Here is a 19,234-nt window from a genome sequence, read left to right on the forward strand (position 1 = left end):
CAGGGATCACAGGTCTGTCACGCTGGAACGAGCCCGGGGGGCGCACCACCGCTCTCCCCGCTTCCGCCCTTCCACCATGCTCTGACCAGAGAGGACCCGGGGACCATGTCACAACCACACCTCGACATCTCGGAGAACCCGCAGCTCGAGAAGAGAACGGCCGGCTTCGTGGCCTTCATCATCTTCACCGCGCTCCTGTTCGACGGATACGACCTCGTCATCTACGGCGTCGCCCTTCCCACCCTGCTCCAGGACCCCACGCAGATCGGCCCCCTCGATCCGGCCATGGCCGGGCTCGTGGGCTCCTACGCCCTGATCGGCGTGCTCCTGGGCTCGCTCCTGTGCGGGGCCATCGGCGACTTCTTCGGCCGCCGCCGGCTGCTCATCGCCGGAGTCGCCTGGTTCTCGATCGGCATGTTCATCACCGCCCTCACCCAGACCGTGTTCGCCTTCGGCGCCATGCGGTTCGTCACCGGCGTCGGGCTGGGCATCGTGATCGCCACCGCCGGCGCCACCATGGCGGAGTTCGCCCCCGGCGGCCGCCGCCAGTTCTACAACGGCATCGTCTACTCCGGCGTCCCCGCCGGCGGCGTGTTCGCCGCCCTCATGGGCATCGCCTTCCTGACGGACATCAGCTGGCGCGGACTGTTCATGATCGGCGCCCTGCCCCTCGTCCTGCTGGTGCCGCTCATGCTGTGGAAGCTGCCCGAGTCCCCCCGCTGGCTGCTGGCCCGCGGCCGCAGGGAGCAGGCCGAGGCCGTCTCCCGCAGGACCGGGATCCCGCTGCTCGAGGAGCAGGTCATCCAGAAGGTGGGCGCGGCTCCGCGCCGGACCGGCTACGCGGCCGTGTTCTCCAAGCAGTTCGCCCTGGCCTCCCTCCTCCTGGGCACGCTCTCCTTCTGCGGCCTTCTGCTCACCTACGGCCTGAACACCTGGCTCGCCGTGATCATGAACGGCTACGGACACGACATCAGCCCGCTCTACTTCGTCGTGGTGCTCAACGCCTCCGCGCTGGTCGGCGGCCTCCTGGCGTCCCGCCTGGCGGACCGGACCGGCCCCCAGCGGATGATCGCGACCACGTTCGCCCTGGCGGCCCTCGCCCTGATCCTCATGACGTTCAGCTTCCCGCTCCCCCTGCTGTTCACCTTCATCGGTGTGGCCGGCGTCGGCACGATCGGCACCCAGGTGCTGGTCTACGGCTTCCAGTCGAACTACTACACCACGAACGCCCGGGCCGCCGGCGTCGCCTTCTGCGCCAGCATGGGCCGGTTCGGCGGCATCTTCGGTCCGATCATCGGCGGCTGGCTCGCCGCGGCGGGGTTCGGGGGCCCGCAGGCGTTCTACGTCTTCGCCGGAGTGGCCCTGGTCGGTGCCGTGGTCACCCTCCTGGTCCCCCACCAGCGCAAGCTGGACGAGGCCGAGCACGAGGTCGAGGAGATGGCCCTGCACCACCGGCCCGACGAGCACCCCACGCCGAGCCCCCAGGGCTGACCCCGCTGGCCCCCGGCGAGGCCCCGTCCCCCACCCGGGGGCGGGGCCTCGCCGCGCGCCGGGACGGCCCCGCGCCGCCTCGACGTCGGGTCGCTGCCGGAAATCGTTCTTGTCGAGCGCCCGCGACGGGCCTAGAATGTGATGTACATCGCACAGCGATGCGACGGCCCGCCCGGACCGATCGCGTGTCCGTCCCTTCAGAGGACGTCGACGCCCCTCCTGTTCAGGAGCTGCCGGGCGGGCCGCCTCACTGCCCGCCCCGCTCCGGCTCAGCGCCCCGCGACCGCGGACCGCAACCGCGCGTGCAGGGCCCGCAGGTCCCGCCGGTCGGCGGGGACCTCCACGACCGAGCGGCCCCGCACCGGCCCGGCGAGCGCCCGCTGCAGGGCGGCGAGGTCCGCCGCCCGGTGGTGGGCCACCCCGTACCCCGCGCACAGGGCCTCGAGCCGGGCCTCGTGGGGGGTCCCGAAGAAGCGTTCCACGGTCGCCCGGTACTCCGCCTGCTCCCCCACCGCCCCGTGCTCCAGCGTCGTGAAGATCCCCCCGCCGCCGTCGTTGAGCACCACGACCTGCAGGTCCGGCTCCCGCTCCCCCGTGCCGAGCAGCAGGGACGAGGCGTCGTGGAGGAAGGTCAGGTCCCCCACGAAGGCCCGCACGGCCCGGTCCGCGCCGAGGGCCGCCCCGGTCGCCGTCGCGAGCGTCCCGTCGATCCCGGCGAGGCCCCGGTTGGCCAGCACCAGCGGCGCGGTGGGACCGGGCACGGCCGCGAGGTCGAGGTCCCGCACGGGGTTCGACGAGCCGGCCACGAGCACCGACCCGTCCCGCCGGCAGGCGTCCCACACCAGGGCGGCCGCGGCCGGTCCGCACAGGGGGTCCTCGGCCAGCACCCCGGCGACGGCCGCGTCCGCGGCGGCGCCCCGCTCCTGCCACTGCGCCAGCCAGCCCGGGGCACCGCGGCCGGTGAAGGCCGAGGCCTCGGCCCAGCTCCGCAGCACCCGTTCGCGCCGGCGCCCCGGCTCGTACCACGCGACGGGCAGGGGCTGGACGGCCGCGGTCAGCACGTCCGCACGGGCGAGCAGCGCCGCGACGGGCCGCGACAGCGTCGGGCGCCCGGCGAGCAGCACCCGTTCGACCTGCCCGCCGAGCGCGGTCCCGAGCAGCAGCCGGTAGGCGCCCACGGCATGCGGGCCGGTGCGCGCGTTCGACGAGGGCTCCGCGAGCAGCGGGAGCCCGCACTCCTCGGCGAAGCGGGCCGCCTCCGGGCCCGCGCCGTCGCCGGCGACCACCACGGCGCGGGAGCACCAGGCCTGCGGGCCGGGACCGTGGACGGGCCCGGCGGCCACGGCGCGCGGGCCGGGACCGGGGTCGCCGGGACGGCGCCCGGCCAGCCGGCCCGCCCAGGCGGCGAGCACGGGGCCGTCCTCCGGCGCGGGGTGCAACGGCTCCCGCAGGGCCACGTTGAGCTGGACCGGCCCGGCGGGCCGGGGTCCGTCCCCGGCGCGGCCGGCCAGCGCGGCGAGGGCGCCCGCGAGGCGGGCCGGCACGTCGTCGTCCCCGGGGAGGAGATCGACGACGGCGCGCACGTGGCCGCCGAAGATGCCCGGCTGACGGGTCGTCTGGTTCGCGCCGGTGCCGCGCAGCTCGGGGGGCCGGTCGGCGGAGACCACCACGAGCGGCACCTCGGCGTGGTCGGCCTCCATCACGGCCGGCAGCAGGTTGCCGACCGCCGAACCCGAGGTGGTGAGCACCCCGGCCGGGCGCCCCGTGGCCCGTGCGATGCCCAGGGCGGTGAAGCCCGCGCCCCGCTCGTCGACCCGCACATGGACCTCCAGGGCGCCCGCCGCCGCGGCGGCCGCCGCGGCGTAGGCCAGCGGCGCGGAGCGGGACCCGGGGGCGACGACGAGGTGGCGCATCCCCGCGCCGGCGAGCTCTTCGAGGACGGCGCGGGCGGTGTCGAGGGAGGGGGTGGTCACAGCAGACCAGCGTATCTCCCCGTCGGCGGACCGGGGCCCGGTCGTGCTGCTCGGTGCGACGCTCAGTAGGAGCGGGCCGCCGAGCGCGCGGCCGCCTTCGTCTCGGCCGTCGCCTTGCCGCGGTAGCCGCGGTAGCGGGGGCCGTGCTTGCCGTTCCTGCGGTGCCCGTGCTGGTGGTGCTCCCGCCCGGGACGGTCCGAGATCGCGCCGGGGAACTCCGGTTCCGTGCCGCGGCCCACGGTGAAGACCTGCACGACGGAGGGACGCGGGATCGACCACTCGCCGTCGCCCTGACGGGTCGGCACCACGTAGTCCGGGAAGTAGGAGCGCGGTTCCTCGAAGGACCCGTCCTCGCCGGGGTGCTGCACGGCCACGTACACCATGCCCTCGCGGTCGTGGATCACGGGGCCGCAGGTCTCGGCGTCCTGGGGGACGGCGAGGAACTGCTGGACGTTGCCGCGTTCACCGCCCTCGAGGCCCACCCGGAACAGCCCGTCGTTGCAGCCGATGGTGCCGGGCTGGCCGTCGGTGGAGATCCACAGCGTTCCCCGGGAGTCGAACGCGAGGTTGTCCGGGCAGGAGATCGGCGAGACCTTCTCGGCGGGGAAGCCGGAGAAGTACGTCGACGGGTCCTTCGCCGGGTCTCCCGCGACGATGAGGATGTTCCAGTCGAAAGCCACGGCGTCGGCGCGCAGGTCCCGCTCCGTGAGCTCGATGACGTGCCCGGCCCGGTTCTGCGTGCGGGGGTTCGACTCGTCGGGACCGGCCTTGCCGGCGGTGCCGCGCTGGGTGTTGTTGGTCAGCGCCACGTAGACCTTCCCGGTCCGCGGGGACGGCTCGACGTCCTCCGGGCGGTCCATCTTGGTGGCCCCGACGTTGTCCCCGGCCAGACGGGTGTACACCAGGACCTCGTCCACCGACATGCCCTCCACCGCCGACTCGCCGTCCACGACGAGTGGGAGCCACTCTCCGGAGCCGTCGAAGGCGCCGTCCGAGGGCAGGCGGCCCGAGCCGTCGATCTCGGCCTCGGTGTCGCCCGTGAACCTCGCGACGTACAGGTTGCCCTCGGAGAGCAGGGTCATGTTGTGCGCCCGGTCGCCCTCGACGTACTTCTTTGTCGAGACGAACTTGTAGAGGTAGTCGAAGCGCTCGTCGTCGCCCGAGTAGGCCACGACGGTGCCGTCCTCGGCCACGCGCACGGTGGCGCCCTCGTGTTTGAAGCGGCCCAGGTTCGTGTGCTTCACCGGCGTGGACGAGGGGTCCTGCGGGTCGATCTCCACGATCCAGCCGAAGCGGTTCGGCTCGTTCTCGTAGCCCGGCAGGGAGGAGTCGAAGCGAGGTTCTACCTCGTGCCAGCGCCGGCCCGGGGCCTCGGTGGAGATGCCGTACCGCTGCTGCTCCGCGGACCCGTTGCCCTGGAAGTACTGGTTGAAGTTCTCCTCGCCGGAGAGGACGGTGCCCCACGGGGTGGTGCCCCCGGCGCAGTTGTTCTGGGTCCCGAGCACCACGGTGCCGGTCGGGTCCTCCACCGTCTTCAGCAGGTCGGAGCCCGCGGCAGGGCCGTCCATCCTGAAGGCCGTGCTCAGGGTGATGCGCCGGTTGCGGGCGCCGCCGCGGACGTAGGACCAGGGCTGGCCGGCCTTCGTCCGCGTGATCTCGACCACCGACATGCCGTGCGCCGCCATGGCCACCCGCGCCACGCGCTCGAGGTCGCCCTGCTGCTCCGCCGGGAACATGGTGTTCTCGTTGGTGTACTCGTGGTTGCTCACGAGCACGCCCGTGCGCCCGCCCCGGTCCCGGAGGATGTCGAGGTAGTCACAGTTGTAGCCGAACTGCCGGGCCTGAGCCTCGGCGGTCTGGTTCATCGGGTCGAACTCCGGCGAGCCGGCGAAGAGCGGGTCGCCCCAGCGGATGATCGGCGACCAGTCGAAGCCCTCGGGGACGGTGACGTCGTCGACCGTGTTGGGCACGGGGGCGATCGGCGTGAAGGAGAGCCCCGAACGACCGCGGCCGTGGGCCTGGGCCGCCTCGGGGACGGCGCCGACGACGCCGACGGTCACGGCCGCGGCCGCGCCGAGACCGAGGGCCGCACGGCGGGACAGCGCCGCGCCGGCGATGTCCCGGAACCAGCCGTTGCCGGAGGTGTTGCACTCCGGCCCGGCGCAGGCGTTGCCGCACTTGAGCCGGCAGGTCAGCGGGCTGCGCTTGCCCCGGGCGTGCCCGAGCATGGGCAGGACGGTGCGCTGGGCGGTTTCGGTCATGGGTCTCCCCCTGGGGATCAGGTCCGCGGAACTCCGCGGCCGGGAACGGGTGCTCCGCCACTGCACCACCGCCGGGTGAGGTCACGGGAGCGCTCCGCTGAACCGCCGGTGAACGCGACGTGAGCGTGCGTCGACCGCGAGCGCCGGACCGGCACGCGCGGTCGACGCTCACCCGGCCGCGAGCGCGTGGACCCGGACCAGCCGGTCCAGCCACCACCTCCGCCGCTCGGCCGTCACCGCGTGGCGCTCGAGCAGCGCCGGGTCCGGAACGGCGTCCCGCAGCTCGATCACCCCGCCGGCCGGGCGGAGCGGCTCGCGCAGCACGTCGGCGCGCATCAGGGACAGGGTGCCGAGGCCGCACGCGTACGGCAGCTCCGGCAGGGCCGCGGCGAGCGCGAGCCCGGCCCTGATCCCCACCGAGGAGTCCAGCGCGGAGCTGACCACGGCGGGCAGCCCGGCCCGCGCAACGACCTCCAGGGCCCGGCGCACGCCGCCGAGGGGGGCCGCCTTGACGACGAGCAGGTCCGCGGCGCCTGCCCGGGCCACCGCCAGGGGGTCGGACTCCTTGCGCACGGACTCGTCCGCGGCGACCAGCACCGGCACGCCCCGTGCGGCCAGCCCCTCGCGGACGGCGGCGAGACCGGCGATCGTGGGCACGGGCTGCTCGGCGTAGGCGAGCCCGTACCGACCCAGCCGGTCCAGCGCCGAGAGCGCCGTGGGCACGTCCCACCCGCCGTTGGCGTCCACCCGCAGCTCGGCCTCCGGCAGCAGGGCCCGCACGGCCGCGACCCGGGCGTCGTCGTCGTCGAGGTCCTGACCCCGCTCGGCGACCTTGACCTTCACGGCCCCCACGTCCGACCCGAAACCGGCGAGGACCTCGTGGACCCGGTCCGCGGGGACGGCGGGCACGGTCGCGTTGACCGGGATCCGGGTGCGCCGGGGGGCGGGGTAGCCGTGCCACGCGGCGTCGACGGCGGCCCGCAGCCACGCGGCCGCCTCGGCGTCCCCGTACTCGGGGAACGGGCCGAACTCCGCCCACCCGGCCGGGCCGCGGAGCACGACGGTCTCCCGCACGTCGATCCCGCGGAAGCGCACGCGCAGCGGCAGGCCGACCACGTGGACGTCGGCGAGCAGGTCGTCGAGCTGGGGCAGCGGTGCGGCGTTCATGGCTCCCAGCCTAGGTTCTCCCCGTCCGGCCTCCGCCCGGAGGACCCCGCGCCGAACTCCCCACGGACGCCCATGGGCAGATCCACCCATGCCCCCCGCCGGCGGTTGCGCACACCGTCCGACGCGGGAGTCGCCCGGCCCCTCCTAGCCTGGTTCCATCGGCGGCGAATCCACGGAGGTTGTCATCATGAGCACCCAGCACATCGAGACGCTCGTCATCGGGGCGGGACAGGCCGGCCTCGCCACGGGGTACCACCTGCAGCGGCTCGGCCGGCCGTTCCTCGTCGTGGACGCCAACGACCGGGTGGGGGACGGCTGGCGGCGCCAGTGGGACACCCTGCGGCTCTACACGCCGGCCGGGTACGACGGGCTGCCCGGCCTTCCCTTCCCCGCCGAGCCCTGGTCCTTCCCGCACAAGGACGAGGTGGCCGACTACCTGGAGAGCTACGCCCTCCACTGGGACCTGCCCGTGCGGACGAGCACGAGGGTGGAGGACGTCACGGCCCGCCCCGGCGGCGGCTACTCCGTGACGATCGACGCGGGCACGCTGACCTGTGACAACGTGGTCGTCGCGACCGGCACGTTCGGCCGCACACCCCACGTCCCGGACTTCGCGGCCGACCTCGACCCGTCCATCATGCAGCTGCACTCCAGCGAGTACCGCCGCCCCGGTCAGCTCCGGCCCGGGAAGGTGCTCGTGGTCGGCGCCTCGCACTCGGGCACCGACATCGCCTACGAGGTCGCGCTCACCCACGAGACCGTCCTGTGCGGGCGTGACTGCGGCCAGCTGCCGTTCCGGCTCGAATCCCGCAGGGCCCGCCGGCTCGCCCCCGTGCTGGTGTTCACGGCGCGGCACGTCCTGACCCGCCGCACGCCGTTCGGCCGCAGGGGGATGGCCCACGTACGGGTGCACGGCGGTCCGATGCTCCGGGTCAAGCGGGAGGATCTGCTCGAGCGCGGGGTCGAGCGTGTCCTGGCACGGGTCACCGGAGTCTCCGAGGGCCTCCCTGTCGTGGACGGGCGGAAGCTCGAGGTGCAGAACGTCGTCTGGTGCACCGGCTTCCGGCAGAGGTTCGGCTGGCTCCCCGCGGACGTGCTGCAGGAGGACGGTTGGCCCAGGGAATACCGCGGGGTGGTCGACGGCGCTCCGGGCATGTACTTCTGCGGGCTGAGCTTCCAGTACGCCTTCAGCTCCATGCTGCTCCCGGGCGTCAGCCGTGACGCCCGGTACATCGCCCGGCGGATCGCGCGGAGCACGCCGGGTCCGTCACGTGCCGAGCGGCGCCCGGGCATCCTGCAGCACTGAGCGCTACCCTGGGGGCTCCGAGGGGAAGAGTGGTGCGCATGGGTGTGGTCGAGGACCTGGCCAGGGCGCGGGAGGCCTTCGAGCGCCGCGAGTGGGTCGCGGCGTTCGAAGGCCTCTCCGGGGCCGAGGGCGGCGCCGTGTCCGCCGACGACTTCGCCCGGCTGGCCACCACGGCGTACCTGCTGGGACGCAGGAACGACGCCATCCACGCCATGCAGCGTGCCTACAAGGCGCACCTGGACGCCGGCGAGACGCTGCCGGCGGTCCGGTGCGCCGCCTGGTTGGGCAGGGTGCTGCTCGGCAGCGGCGAGGGGGCGGTGGCCGGCGGCTGGATCGCGCGCGCCCAGCGCCTGCTGGCGGAGGTCGGCGGCGACGTGGTCGAACGAGGCCACGTCCTCAGCCCGGTGCTGCTCCGCCACATCGTCGCCCAGGAGTACCAGGAGGCGTACGCCGTGGCCCTCGAGATCACCGACCACGGTCGCCGCTTCGGCGACCCCGACCTGCTCTCCGAGGGACTGAACGCCCTGGGACGGTTGCAGATGTACTCCGGACACGTCCCCGAGGGGCTGGCCCTGCTCGACGAGGCGATGATCGGGATCTCCACCGGCGAGGTCTCGCCGATCATCGCCGGGGAGACCTACTGCTCGCTGGTCGAGGCCTGCCAGGAGGTCTCCGACTTCGCCCGGGCCGCCGAGTGGACCACCGCGTTGACGCACTGGATCGACGCGCAGCCCGGCCTCGTCCCCTTCACCGGTCAGTGCGCCGTCCACCGCGGTCAGATCCTGCGCCTGCGGGGCGCCTTCGCCGCGGCGGTCGAGGAGTTCGAGCTGTCGGTGGAGCGCTACGTGCTGGCGGGCACCCCGGCCCCGGCCGGCCTGGCCATGGACGAGTGCGGCGGCGTGCTGCGGATTCTCGGCGACCTCACCGCGGCCGAGGCGGCCTACGAGCGGGCCATCGGCTTCGGGCACGACCCCCAGCCCGGGCTGGCCCTGCTGTGGCTGGCGCGGGGCCGCCCGGCCGACGCCCTGGCCGCGATCCGGCGGCTGCTGGCCGAGCCCCGCGATCCGGTGCACCGCTCGCACCTGCTGCCCGCCGCCGTCGAGATCCTCCTGGCCGCGGGAGAGGCCGCCGAGGCGAGCGCGGTGAGCGAGGAGCTGTCGGCCGTCGCGGAATCGTTCGGCTGCCCCGGGCTGAAGGCGATGGCCCACCACGCCGCGGGTGGCGTCCTGCTGGCCACGGGGCGGCCCGCGGACGCGCTGTCCGCACTGCGCTCGGCGATGCACGCCTGGCAGAAGCTCGCGGCTCCGTACGAGACGGCCCGGTCACGCCTGCTCGTCGGCAGGGCCCTGCACGAGCTCGGCGACCGGCGGTCGGCCCTCGAGGAGCTCAACGCCGCGCGGCGCACGTTCCGGGAGCTCGGCGTGGGGCCGGCGGAGGCCGAGGCGGCGCGGATGCTGCGGCCCGCGCTGCCGGGGGGCCTCACGGAGCGGGAGGTGGAGGTCCTCCGGCTGGTGGCCACGGGCAGGACCAACTCCGAGATCGCGGCGGCGCTGGTGCTCAGCGAGAAGACCGTCGCCCGTCACCTGTCGAACATCTTCGCCAAGCTGGACGTGCCCACGCGCACCGCCGCCGCGGCCTTCGCCTTCGAGAACGGCCTGGTGTAGAACGCCCGCCCCGGGCACCCGGGCGTTCCCGGCCCGTCACCCGGTTCCTCCCGGCTCGTGCCGATCCGGACGTGGGATCATGGGGGTCCGCGCGCGGAGCCGCTCGGCCCCCCCCGTGGCCGGTGCCGTCCGCCCGACCGCCCGGCCAGGAGATCCATGACCACGACCGCCCACCGCCCCGCTCCCACCGTCGTCCAGGCACTCGTGCACGTGCTGGGGGCCGCGGCCATGTTCGGCGCCGCCTACCTCGTGGGAGCCGTGGCGCTGACCACGACGACCGGGCAGTGGCTCGACGAGCTGGCGTTCCAGCAGGCCAAGGGGGCGTTCCCGGACCTCTCCGTGCGGGCTCAGCAGCTCCTGGACCTCGTCCCCTGGGCGGTGGGCACGGCCTCGGCGCTGTGCCTGGCGGTGCTGGCCGTGCGCTCCCGCCGGCTCGTCCCCGTGGTGACCGGGGCGGCGGTCGTGGTGCTGTCGAACCTCACGGTCCAGCTGCTCAAGCGCGTGCTCCTGGAGAAGCCGGACCTCGGCGTCCAGGAGACCGCCGTGAACTCCTTCCCCTCGGGCCACACCGCCGCGGCCGCGGCCGCGGTCGCCGTGGTCCTGCTCGCGGCCCCGGCCCGGTCCCGGCCGGTGGTGGCCCTGCTCGGCGCGGGCGCGACGACCGCGACGGGCGTGGCCACGCTGCTCAACGGCTGGCATCGGCCCTCCGACGTCGTGGCGGCGCTGCTGGTCGTGGCCGGGTGGGCGGCCCTCGGTGGCCTCGTGCTGCGGGCCACCGGCCCCGTGGAGCGGCCCGTGCCCGGCGGGGGGCTCACGGCGGTGGCGGCGGTGCTCGGGGTCGGCGCCCTGCTCGCGGGGCTGCTTCCCCTGTGGGCCGCCCTCCAGGAGCTGGGCAGTGGCTACGCGGCCGCGGCCGGGTGCGCGGCGATCCTCGGCGTCAGTCTGCTCGTGGCCGCGGCACTGTCAGCGATGCAAAATCCCCGGCCGCACCGTCCTCGACCCTGATCCGCTCCAGCCGGTCGAGCAGGACCCTCGCAGCCCCCGGGTTGTAGGGCAGCCGGAACATCGAGGCCGTGACGGGCCGCACGCCGTGCGGTTCCGCCCCGGCCCGCTCGCTGGAGTCCACGCGTTCGATCGCGGCGCGCATGGTCCGCGCCTGCTGCCGCACGTAGCCGCGCTCCACGGGGACGCCGTGGCCGGGGACGTAGACCCGGTAGCGGTCGAGGGAGGCCAGGCTGTCGAGCGCGTCCACCCAGCCCCGCGGATAGGAGTCCTCGAAGCTCGGGTCGGCCCCCTCCTCCACGAGGTCCCCCGTGAAGACGACGTCGTCGACGCCCACGCACACGTCGTTGTCCGTGTGGCCGCGGCCCAGCGAGAAGAGCACCACGGAGCGCTCGCCCAGGTCCACGCGGGTCACCGAGGGGCGCCGCCCGGTGCCGGGCAGGTGCCGGTTGGGCACCACGATGCGGGTGTCCAGGCCCTCCGCCGCGGCCATCTCCGGCTCGTGCGTGCCCACGTACGAGCGCTGGAAGTCACCGTGCGCCAGGATGGCCTCGGCGCAGCCGCGGTGTCCCCAGAAGTCCTCGGCCCCGGCCCGCTGGAAGACCGCGTTGCCCATGAAGTGGTCGTAGTGGGCGTGGGTGTTCACGACCGCCAGGGGCAGGGAGGTCAGCGAGCGGACGGCCTCCAGGATCTCCCGGGCCTGGCGCGGCCCCGCGCCGGTGTCGATCACCAGGGCGCGGCGCGTCCCGAGCACGACACCGGAGTTGAGCCTCCAGTTGTCCGTGCTCACGGCGAAGACGCCGTCGCGGAGGGAATTGATGCGCGCCACCCGTCCAGCGTACCGACCGTCGCTGTCTATCCTGGCACCCATGACGACCTCCAGGTCACGCGGTGCGCGCGGCGGCGCCGGCCGGTATGCTCCCTCCCCCTCGGGGGACCTGCACCTCGGCAACCTCCGGACCGCGGTGCTCGCGTGGGTGCTCGCCCGCTCCACGGACCGCCGGTTCGTGCTCCGGATCGAGGACATCGACCGCGTCCGCCCGGGGGCGGCCGGGCGGCAGCTCGAGGACCTGGCCCGCCTCGGTCTCGACTGGGACGGGGAGCCGCTGCTGCAGTCCACCCGCGAGGCCGAGCACCGGGCCGTCGTCGGGCGCCTGACGGCGGCGGGCCTCACCTACGAGTGCTACTGCACCCGGCGTGAGATCCAGGCGGCCGCCGGCGCACCCCACGGGGCGCCCGGTGTCTACCCGGGCACGTGCCGGGAGCTGAGCGCGGCCGAGCGGTCGAGGCGTCGCCGGGACCGGCCTCCGGCCCTCCGGCTGCGCGCGGACGTGAGCAGTCTCACGGTGGCGGACCGCTGGGCGGGCGCCGTCGCCGGGGCCGTGGACGACTTCGTGCTGCTGCGCAACGACGGCCGCCCGTCCTACCAGCTCGCCGTGGTCCTGGACGACGCGCACCAGGGCGTGGACCAGGTGGTGCGCGGCGACGACCTCCTGCCCTCCACGCCCCGGCAGGCGCACCTCGCCGGGCTGCTCGGGCTGCCCGAGCCCGAGTGGGCGCACGTCCCCCTCGTGCTCAACCCCGAGGGGAAGCGCCTCGCGAAGCGGGACGGCGCCGTCACCCTCGCCGAGCTCGCGGCCGCCGGCCACGGTCCGGCCGAGGTCATGGGCTGGATCGGGCTCTCCCTCCGCCTGCCCGGGCGGGTCCGCACGGCACAGGACGTCCTCGCCGTCTTCGACGAGGACGTCCTGCCGCGCGAGCCCTGGCTCGTGGACCCGTCCCGCTGGACCGGTCAGCCGGCCGGGCGCACCTCCTGACGCCGGGGCTGCTCGTCCTCGGTGGCGTGCGGGTCCTCGGGCTCGGCCAGGAACCGTTCGTAGGCGGCGGTGGTGAGGAACTCCGGGAAGTCGTCCCCGAGGGCGACCTCCTCGAAGACCGACCGTGCGTCGTCGAACCGGTCGCCCTCGGCCCGCTCGATCCGGGCGAACTCCTCGTCCACGAGCTCGCCCACCCACTCCCGGGTGATCTCCTCGCCCCGATCCGTGATGGCACGGCTGTTCACCCACTGCCAGATCTGGGAGCGGGAGATCTCCGCCGTCGCCGCGTCCTCCATGAGGTTGTGGATGGCCACCGCACCGTTGCCGCGCAGCCAGGCCTCGATGTAGCGGATCCCCACCTCGATGTTGTTGCGGATCCCCTCCTCGGTGATCTTCCCCACGGCGGAGGCGATGTCGATCAGGGCCCTGTCGTCGGGCACGACGTCCTCGCGCCGCCGGTCGAGCTGGTTCGCCCTGCTGCCGAGCACCTCGTCGAAGACCTCGCGGCAGACGGGCACGAGGTCCGGGTGCGCCACCCATGAGCCGTCGAAGCCGTCGTCGGCCTCGCGCTGCTTGTCGGCACGGACCTTCTCCATGGCGACCCGGTTGACCTCCTCGTCCCGGCGGGACGGGATGAACGCGGCCATCCCGCCGATCGCCATGGCCTGGCGGCGGTGGCAGGCTCGCACGAGCTGCTCGGTGTAGGAGCGCATGAAGGGCTGGGTCATGGTCACCGCGCTCCGGTCCGGCAGGATGAACCGGGGGCCACGGGCGCGGAAGTTCTTGATGATCGAGAAGATGTAGTCCCAGCGCCCCGCGTTGAGGCCCGCCGCGTGCTCGCCGAGCTCCCAGAGGATCTCCTCCATCTCGAACGCGGCGGTGATCGTCTCAATCAGGACGGTGGCGCGCGTGCTGCCGCGGTCGATGCCCAGCACGGACTCCGCGCGGGTGAAGATGTCGTGCCACAGCCGGGCCTCGCGGTGGGACTCCGTCTTGGGCAGGTAGAAGTACGGGCCCAGACCGAGCTTCTTCAGCCGCCGCGCGTTGTGGAAGAAGTACAGGCCGAAGTCGACGATCGCGCCGGCGATCGGCTCGTCCCGCACGGACAGGTGCTGCTCGTCGAGGTGCCAGCCGCGGGGCCGGACCACGATGGTCGGGTTCTGCCGGGCGTCCTTGTTGTTCAGGGCGTACCTCTTGCCCTGGGCGGTGGTGAGCTCGATGGTGCCCTCGAGCGCGTCCATGAGGTTCAGCTGGTTGGTCACCACGTTCGTCCAGTGCGGCGTGTTGGCGTCCTCCATGTCCGCCAGCCACACCTTCGCCCCGGAGTTCAGGGCGTTGATGGTCATCTTCCGCTCCGTGGGTCCGGTGATCTCCACGCGGCGGTCCTCCAGCCCGGGCGGGGGCGGCGGAACCCGCCACGTGTCGTCCTCGCGGATCTCGCGCGTCTCGGGCAGGAAGGCGGGGTCGGCACCACGGGCGATGGCCCGACGGCGGTCCTCACGGTCCTGGAGCAGCCGGCGGCGGCGCGGCTCGAACTCCCGGTGCAGCGCGGCGAGGAAGCCCAGGGCGTCCGGGGTGAGCACGCTGTTCTGCCGGGGCACGTGGTGGCCGGTGAGGGTGACGCCGTTGATCGTCACGGGATTGCTGGTCATGGTCATCATGGCTGGTTCCTCGGAAGAGTGGCGACGGAAGAGACGTCAGGGCGCAGGACAGGGCCTGTGGGTGCGGGCCGGCCGGGAACCCCTGCGGGGCTCCCGGCCGGTCGGTGCACCGGCGCCGGGCCGGTGCGGCTCCGGATCAGAACTGGGCGGCCTCGGTCGAGCCGGCCAGGGCCGTGGTGGAGGACGCGGGGTTGAGCGCGGTCGAGATCAGGTCGAAGTAACCGGTGCCGACCTCCCGCTGGTGGCGGGTGGCCGTGTAGCCGCGCTCCTCGGCCGCGAACTCGCGCTCCTGCAGGTCCACGTAGGCGGTCATCTGGTTGCGGGCGTAGCCGTGGGCCAGGTCGAACATCGAGTAGTTCAGGGCGTGGAAGCCGGCGAGCGTGATGAACTGGAACTTGAAGCCCATCGCGCCCAGCTCGCGCTGGAACTTCGCGATGGTCGCGTCGTCCAGGTGCTTCTTCCAGTTGAAGGACGGCGAGCAGTTGTACGCGAGCATCTGGTCCGGGTGCTCGGCATGGATGCCCTCGGCGAACTTCTTGGCGAGCTCGAGGTCCGGGGTGCCGGTCTCCATCCACAGCAGGTCCGCGTACGGCGCGTAGGCGTTGCCGCGGGCGATGCAGGCCTCGAGGCCGTTGCGGACCTTGTAGTAGCCCTCCGCCGTGCGCTCGCCGGTGATGAACTGCTGGTCGCGCTCGTCGACGTCCGAGGTGATCAGGGTGGCCGCCTCGGCGTCGGTGCGGGCGATGACCACGGAGGGGACGTCGGAGACGTCGGCCGCGAGACGGGCCGCGTTGAGGGTCCGGACGTGCTGCTGGGTCGGGATCAGCACCTTTCCACCCAGGTGGCCGCACTTCTTCTCGGAGGCCAGCTGGTCCTCCCAGTGCACGCCGGCCGCCCCGGAGGCGATCATGGACTTCATCAGCTCGTAGGCGTTGAGCGGGCCGCCGAAGCCCGCCTCGGCGTCGGCGACGATCGGGACCAGCCAGTCCTCGACGGTCCTGATCCCCTCGGAGTGCTCGATCTGGTCGGCGCGCATCAGGGCGTTGTTGATGCGGCGCACGACCGCCGGGACGGAGTTCGCGGGGTAGATGGACTGGTCGGGGTAGGTCTGGCCCGCGAGGTTCGCGTCACCGGCCACCTGCCAGCCCGAGAGGTAGATCGCCTTGAGGCCGGCCTTGACCTGCTGCACCGCCTGGTTGCCGGTCAGGGCCCCCAGCGAGTTCACGAAGTCCTCGGTGTGCAGCTTCTGCCACAGCTGCTCCGCACCGCGCCGGGCGAGGGTCTGCTCCTCCTGGACCGACCCGCGCAGCCGGACGACGTCCTCGGCGGTGTAGTCGCGGCGCACCTGGGCCCAGCGCGGGTCGGCGTCCCACTCCTGGCGGATCTCGTCGGCGGTCTTGGGGGCGTTGGGGTAGGACATGTCGGCTCCTCGTTGAGTATCCGTGGTCAGGCTCTGAAGGTCATCAGATCACGGGCAACTTCGCGTTTTCCCGGTGACACACACCACTTTGCCCCCGAATACCCCGAGGTGAACCCCTTTTCCTGGATGAAATTTCCCGATTTTTCTCATATCATGAAGAAATGACGACCAGTGCCTGGGGATACGAGGAGCCGACGACGACGGAGCGCACGGGGGAGACCGACCTGATCGGTCTCGGCCGGCGCATCCGGTCCCTGCGCAAGCACCGCGGGCTCACCCTCGCGGAGCTCGCGGAGCAGGCGGGTACCGCCACGTCGCAGCTGTCGGTGATCGAGAACGGGCGCCGCGAGCCCCGGCTGAGCCTGCTCCAGCGGCTGGCCGACGTGCTCGGCACGACCGTGGACGCCCTGCTGGGGGCGGAGCCCGCCGATCGGCGCGAGGCCCTCGAGATCCAGCTCGAGCGGACCCAGCGCTCGCCGTTCTACGAGCAGCTCGGCCTGCCCACGGTCCGGGTCAGCTCCGCGCTGTCCACCGAGGTGCTGGAGGCGATCGTCGCCCTGCAGGAGCGCCTGGCGCAGGCTCTCGAGAAGAACTCGGCGACGCCGGAGGAGGCCCGGCGGGCCAACGTGCAGCTGCGCCGGCTGATGCGGGAGCAGGACAACTACTTCCCGGACCTCGAGCAGGCCGCCAAGGAGCTGCTGAACCTGGGCGGCTACTCCTCCGGGCCCGTCTCGAACTCGGTGATCTCGGAGATGGTCGGCAGACTCGGCTACAGCATCCACCACGTCACGGACCTGCCCCACTCGACGCGCTCGGTCACGGACCTGCTCAACAAGCGGATCTACCTGGTGCAGAGTCCGCGCGCGGACCACGACCCGCGCGGGGTGCTGCTGCAGGCCGTGGGCCACCAGGTGCTCGGCCACGAGCCGCCGAAGGACTACGCGGAGTTCCTCTTCCAGCGAGTGCAGGCCAACTACTTCGCCGCGGCCGTCATGCTGCCCGAGGACCAGACAGTGCCCTTCCTGACCGAGGCGAAGAAGAGCAGGGACCTCTTCCTCGAGGACCTCAAGGACCGGTTCGCGGTCTCCCACGAGACGGCCGGGCACCGCTTCACGAACCTCGCGACCCGCCACCTCGGCATCCGCACGCACTTCCACAAGGTCCACTCCTCCGGGGTGATCCACAAGGCCTACGAGAACAACGGGCTGGCCTTCCCCATGGACCACACCGGGGCGATCGAGGGCCAGATCTCGTGCCGGAAGTGGTCCGGGCGCACGGTCTTCGACCAGCCCAACCAGTTCACCGCGTTCGCCCAGTACACGGACACGCCCTCGGGGACCTACTGGTGCTCCACGCGCACGGAGCTCTCGAGCCAGGGGGCGTTCTCCATCGGCGTGGGCGTCGCGTTCACGGACGCCCGGTGGTTCCGCGGCCGGGACACCACGCACCGCACCGTCTCGACCTGCCCGGACCCCTCGTGCTGCCGCCGTCCCCCGGCGGAGCTCAGCCGCGTGTGGGCCGGCCACGCCTGGCCCAACACCCGCGCGCACTCGCACGTGCTCGCGGCCCTGCCGGAGGGCGCCTTCCCGGGCGTCGACGAGCGCGAGGTCTACGAGTTCCTGCAGGCCCACGACCGCGCCTGAGCGGGCGGCGCGGGGCCGGGGCTCGGGGTCGGGGCGCGGAACCGGGGCGCGGAACCGGGGCGCCCGGGACGGCGGGAGCACCGGCGTCACTCCCGGTCAGGGGGCGGTCGAGGCCCCGCGGGAGCCGCTCCGGGTCCCGCCCACGGCCCCCTCGACTGGCAACACGCCCGAGAGATGCGTACAGTTTGCTGGGATCTTTTGTTCTCCACCCCTCTCCCGGCAGCTGCGCTCCACCGGGCGGCGCCGGGCGGAAAGGACAGTATGACCCAGCAGATAGCACAGACGGTTGCGATCGTCATCTACTTCGCTGCCATGATCGGCATCGGCCTCTACGCCAACCGCCGCACCAACAATCTCGACGACTACATGCTCGGCGGGCGGAACCTCAAGCCCGGCACGGCGGCCCTCAGCGCCGGCGCGTCCGACATGTCCGGCTGGCTCCTCATGGGCCTTCCGGGAGCCATCTTCGTCTCCGGTCTCGTCGAGGCCTGGATCGCGATCGGCCTGACGATCGGCGCCTGGCTGAACTGGAAGTTCATCGCCCCGCGGCTGCGCTCCTACACGGAGGTATCGCACAACTCCATCACGATCCCGTCCTTCCTGGACAACCGGCTCAAGGGCGGCTCGCGCATGCTGCGGATCGTCGCCGGCGTGATCATCCTGGTGTTCTTCACCTTCTACGTCTCCTCCGGCATGGTCGCGGGCGGGCTCTTCTTCCAGTCCTCCTTCGGGTCGACCTACCACGCCGGCCTCCTGCTCGTCGCCGGCGTGACCATCGGCTACACCCTCTTCGGCGGCTTCCTGGGCGCCACCTACACGGACGTCGTGCAGGGCGTCATGATGTTCGCCGCCCTGCTGCTCGTGCCCATCGTGGGCATCATCGGCGTCGGCGGGTTCGGGCAGATGGCCGAGAACATCACGGCCGTGGACCCCGACGCCCTCTCCCTCGTGCGCGGGGCCACCGTGGTCGGCGTCGTCTCCGCGCTCGCCTGGGGCCTGGGCTACTTCGGCCAGCCCCACATCATCGTCCGCTTCATGGCGATGCGCTCGCCCTCCGACGCCAAGTACGGCCGCCGGATCGGCATCGGCTGGATGGTGCTCAGCGTGATCGGCGGCATCGCCACGGCCCTGGTCGGCATCGCCTACTACGGCAACCGCCCGGACGAGGCCCCCACCGACCCCGAGTCCGTGTTCCTGGACCTCGCGCAGGTCTTCTTCCACCCGGTGATCGCGGGCTTCGTCCTCGCGGCCGTGCTGGCGGCGATCATGTCCACGGTGTCCTCGCAGCTGATCGTCTCCTCCTCCGCCCTCGTGGAGGACCTCTACAAGCTCACCGTCAAGGAGGAGCCCTCGGCCCGCAAGCAGGTCTGGCTGGGCCGTGCCGGCGTGGGCGCGGTGGCCCTCGTGGCGACCTCGCTCGCGTGGCAGCAGAACAACACGATCCTCGGCCTCGTGGCCTTCGCCTGGGCCGGCTTCGGCGCCGCGTTCGGCCCGATCGTGATCCTGTCCCTGTTCTGGCGCAAGCTCACGAGCCTCGGCGCCATCACGGGCATGGCCCTGGGCGCCGTGACCGTGTTCGTGTGGACGGTCACCCCGTGGGCCGATCTCTACGAGATCATCCCCGGCTTCGTCGTGTGCACGGTGGCCGCCGTCGCGGTCTCCCTCGCCACCTACCGGCACGACCCCGAGGTCGAGCGGGAGTTCGACTCCGCGGCCGAACTCGCGCACGCCGCGCAGGACGAGATGAAGGCGGCGAAGGCGGAGTCCGCCGTCTCGTGACCCGCTGACCTCCCGTCACCCGTGAGAGGGCCCGTTCCGCACCGGAACGG

Annotated in this window: 13 protein-coding genes; 7 read left to right on the forward strand and 6 right to left on the reverse strand. The window is 73.1% G+C overall.

Annotated features, from left to right (window positions below; all coding sequences use genetic code 11):
* Window positions 1-105: 105 nt before the first annotated feature.
* Window positions 106-1,491 carry an MFS transporter gene (locus ACH9EU_RS14775; protein WP_396414672.1) on the forward strand — a complete coding sequence of 462 codons (1,386 nt, stop codon included), beginning with the start codon at window positions 106-108 and terminating at the stop codon, window positions 1,489-1,491.
* Window positions 1,492-1,760: 269 nt separating this feature from the next.
* Here the strand turns inward: ACH9EU_RS14775 and menD are convergent, their stop codons facing one another.
* The 3 genes from menD to ACH9EU_RS14790 form a co-directional block, all read right to left on the reverse strand.
* Window positions 1,761-3,464 (reverse strand): 2-succinyl-5-enolpyruvyl-6-hydroxy-3-cyclohexene-1-carboxylic-acid synthase, encoded by a 1,704-nt coding sequence (gene menD, locus ACH9EU_RS14780; protein WP_396414673.1) that lies wholly within the window; start codon window positions 3,462-3,464, stop codon window positions 1,761-1,763.
* A gap of 62 nt (window positions 3,465-3,526) precedes the next feature.
* Window positions 3,527-5,725 (reverse strand): alkaline phosphatase PhoX, encoded by a 2,199-nt coding sequence (locus tag ACH9EU_RS14785; protein WP_396414674.1) that lies wholly within the window; start codon window positions 5,723-5,725, stop codon window positions 3,527-3,529.
* A gap of 168 nt (window positions 5,726-5,893) precedes the next feature.
* Complete coding sequence (locus ACH9EU_RS14790) at window positions 5,894-6,892, reverse strand: o-succinylbenzoate synthase (RefSeq protein WP_396414675.1); 999 nt, start codon at window positions 6,890-6,892, stop codon at window positions 5,894-5,896.
* A gap of 187 nt (window positions 6,893-7,079) precedes the next feature.
* Between ACH9EU_RS14790 and ACH9EU_RS14795 the strand changes: the two genes are divergently transcribed.
* The 3 genes from ACH9EU_RS14795 (at window position 7,080) to ACH9EU_RS14805 (ending at window position 10,867) form a co-directional block, all read left to right on the forward strand.
* A complete protein-coding gene (locus ACH9EU_RS14795; RefSeq protein ID WP_396414676.1) occupies window positions 7,080-8,198 on the forward strand; it encodes an NAD(P)-binding domain-containing protein in 1,119 nt (372 codons plus the stop codon).
* A 38-nt stretch (window positions 8,199-8,236) separates the two neighbouring features.
* The gene (locus ACH9EU_RS14800) at window positions 8,237-9,862 is read left to right on the forward strand and encodes a LuxR C-terminal-related transcriptional regulator (RefSeq protein WP_396414677.1); all 1,626 of its coding nucleotides are present in this window, start codon (window positions 8,237-8,239) and stop codon (window positions 9,860-9,862) included.
* A gap of 156 nt (window positions 9,863-10,018) precedes the next feature.
* Window positions 10,019-10,867: a phosphatase PAP2 family protein gene (locus ACH9EU_RS14805; protein WP_396414678.1), complete on the forward strand. Its 849-nt coding sequence runs from the start codon at window positions 10,019-10,021 to the stop codon at window positions 10,865-10,867.
* Here the strand turns inward: ACH9EU_RS14805 and ACH9EU_RS14810 are convergent.
* A complete protein-coding gene (locus ACH9EU_RS14810) occupies window positions 10,800-11,693 on the reverse strand; it encodes an MBL fold metallo-hydrolase (RefSeq protein WP_396414679.1) in 894 nt (297 codons plus the stop codon). The genes ACH9EU_RS14805 and ACH9EU_RS14810 overlap by 68 nt on opposite strands.
* Window positions 11,694-11,733: 40 nt before the next feature.
* On the opposite strand from ACH9EU_RS14810, the gene gluQRS reads away from it, so the two are divergent.
* Window positions 11,734-12,681, forward strand: a complete 948-nt coding sequence (gluQRS, locus tag ACH9EU_RS14815; protein WP_396414680.1) for a tRNA glutamyl-Q(34) synthetase GluQRS — start codon at window positions 11,734-11,736, stop codon at window positions 12,679-12,681.
* On the opposite strand, the gene aceB is transcribed toward gluQRS, so the two are convergent.
* Both aceB and aceA read right to left on the reverse strand, forming a co-directional pair.
* A complete protein-coding gene (gene aceB / locus ACH9EU_RS14820; protein ID WP_396414695.1) occupies window positions 12,657-14,339 on the reverse strand; it encodes a malate synthase A in 1,683 nt (560 codons plus the stop codon). The genes gluQRS and aceB overlap by 25 nt on opposite strands.
* A gap of 139 nt (window positions 14,340-14,478) precedes the next feature.
* A complete protein-coding gene (gene aceA, locus ACH9EU_RS14825; protein ID WP_396414681.1) occupies window positions 14,479-15,762 on the reverse strand; it encodes an isocitrate lyase in 1,284 nt (427 codons plus the stop codon).
* Between the two features lie 161 nt (window positions 15,763-15,923).
* On the opposite strand from aceA, the gene ACH9EU_RS14830 reads away from it, so the two are divergent.
* The gene (locus tag ACH9EU_RS14830; protein WP_396414682.1) at window positions 15,924-17,405 is read left to right on the forward strand and encodes a helix-turn-helix domain-containing protein; all 1,482 of its coding nucleotides are present in this window, start codon (window positions 15,924-15,926) and stop codon (window positions 17,403-17,405) included.
* Between the two features lie 261 nt (window positions 17,406-17,666).
* Window positions 17,667-19,184: a sodium/proline symporter PutP gene (gene putP / locus ACH9EU_RS14835; protein WP_396414683.1), complete on the forward strand. Its 1,518-nt coding sequence runs from the start codon at window positions 17,667-17,669 to the stop codon at window positions 19,182-19,184.
* Window positions 19,185-19,234: the final 50 nt, after the last annotated feature.

The organism is Kocuria rhizosphaerae (assembly GCF_044462265.1).
In the GTDB taxonomy this organism is placed as follows: domain Bacteria; phylum Actinomycetota; class Actinomycetes; order Actinomycetales; family Micrococcaceae; genus Kocuria; species Kocuria rhizosphaerae.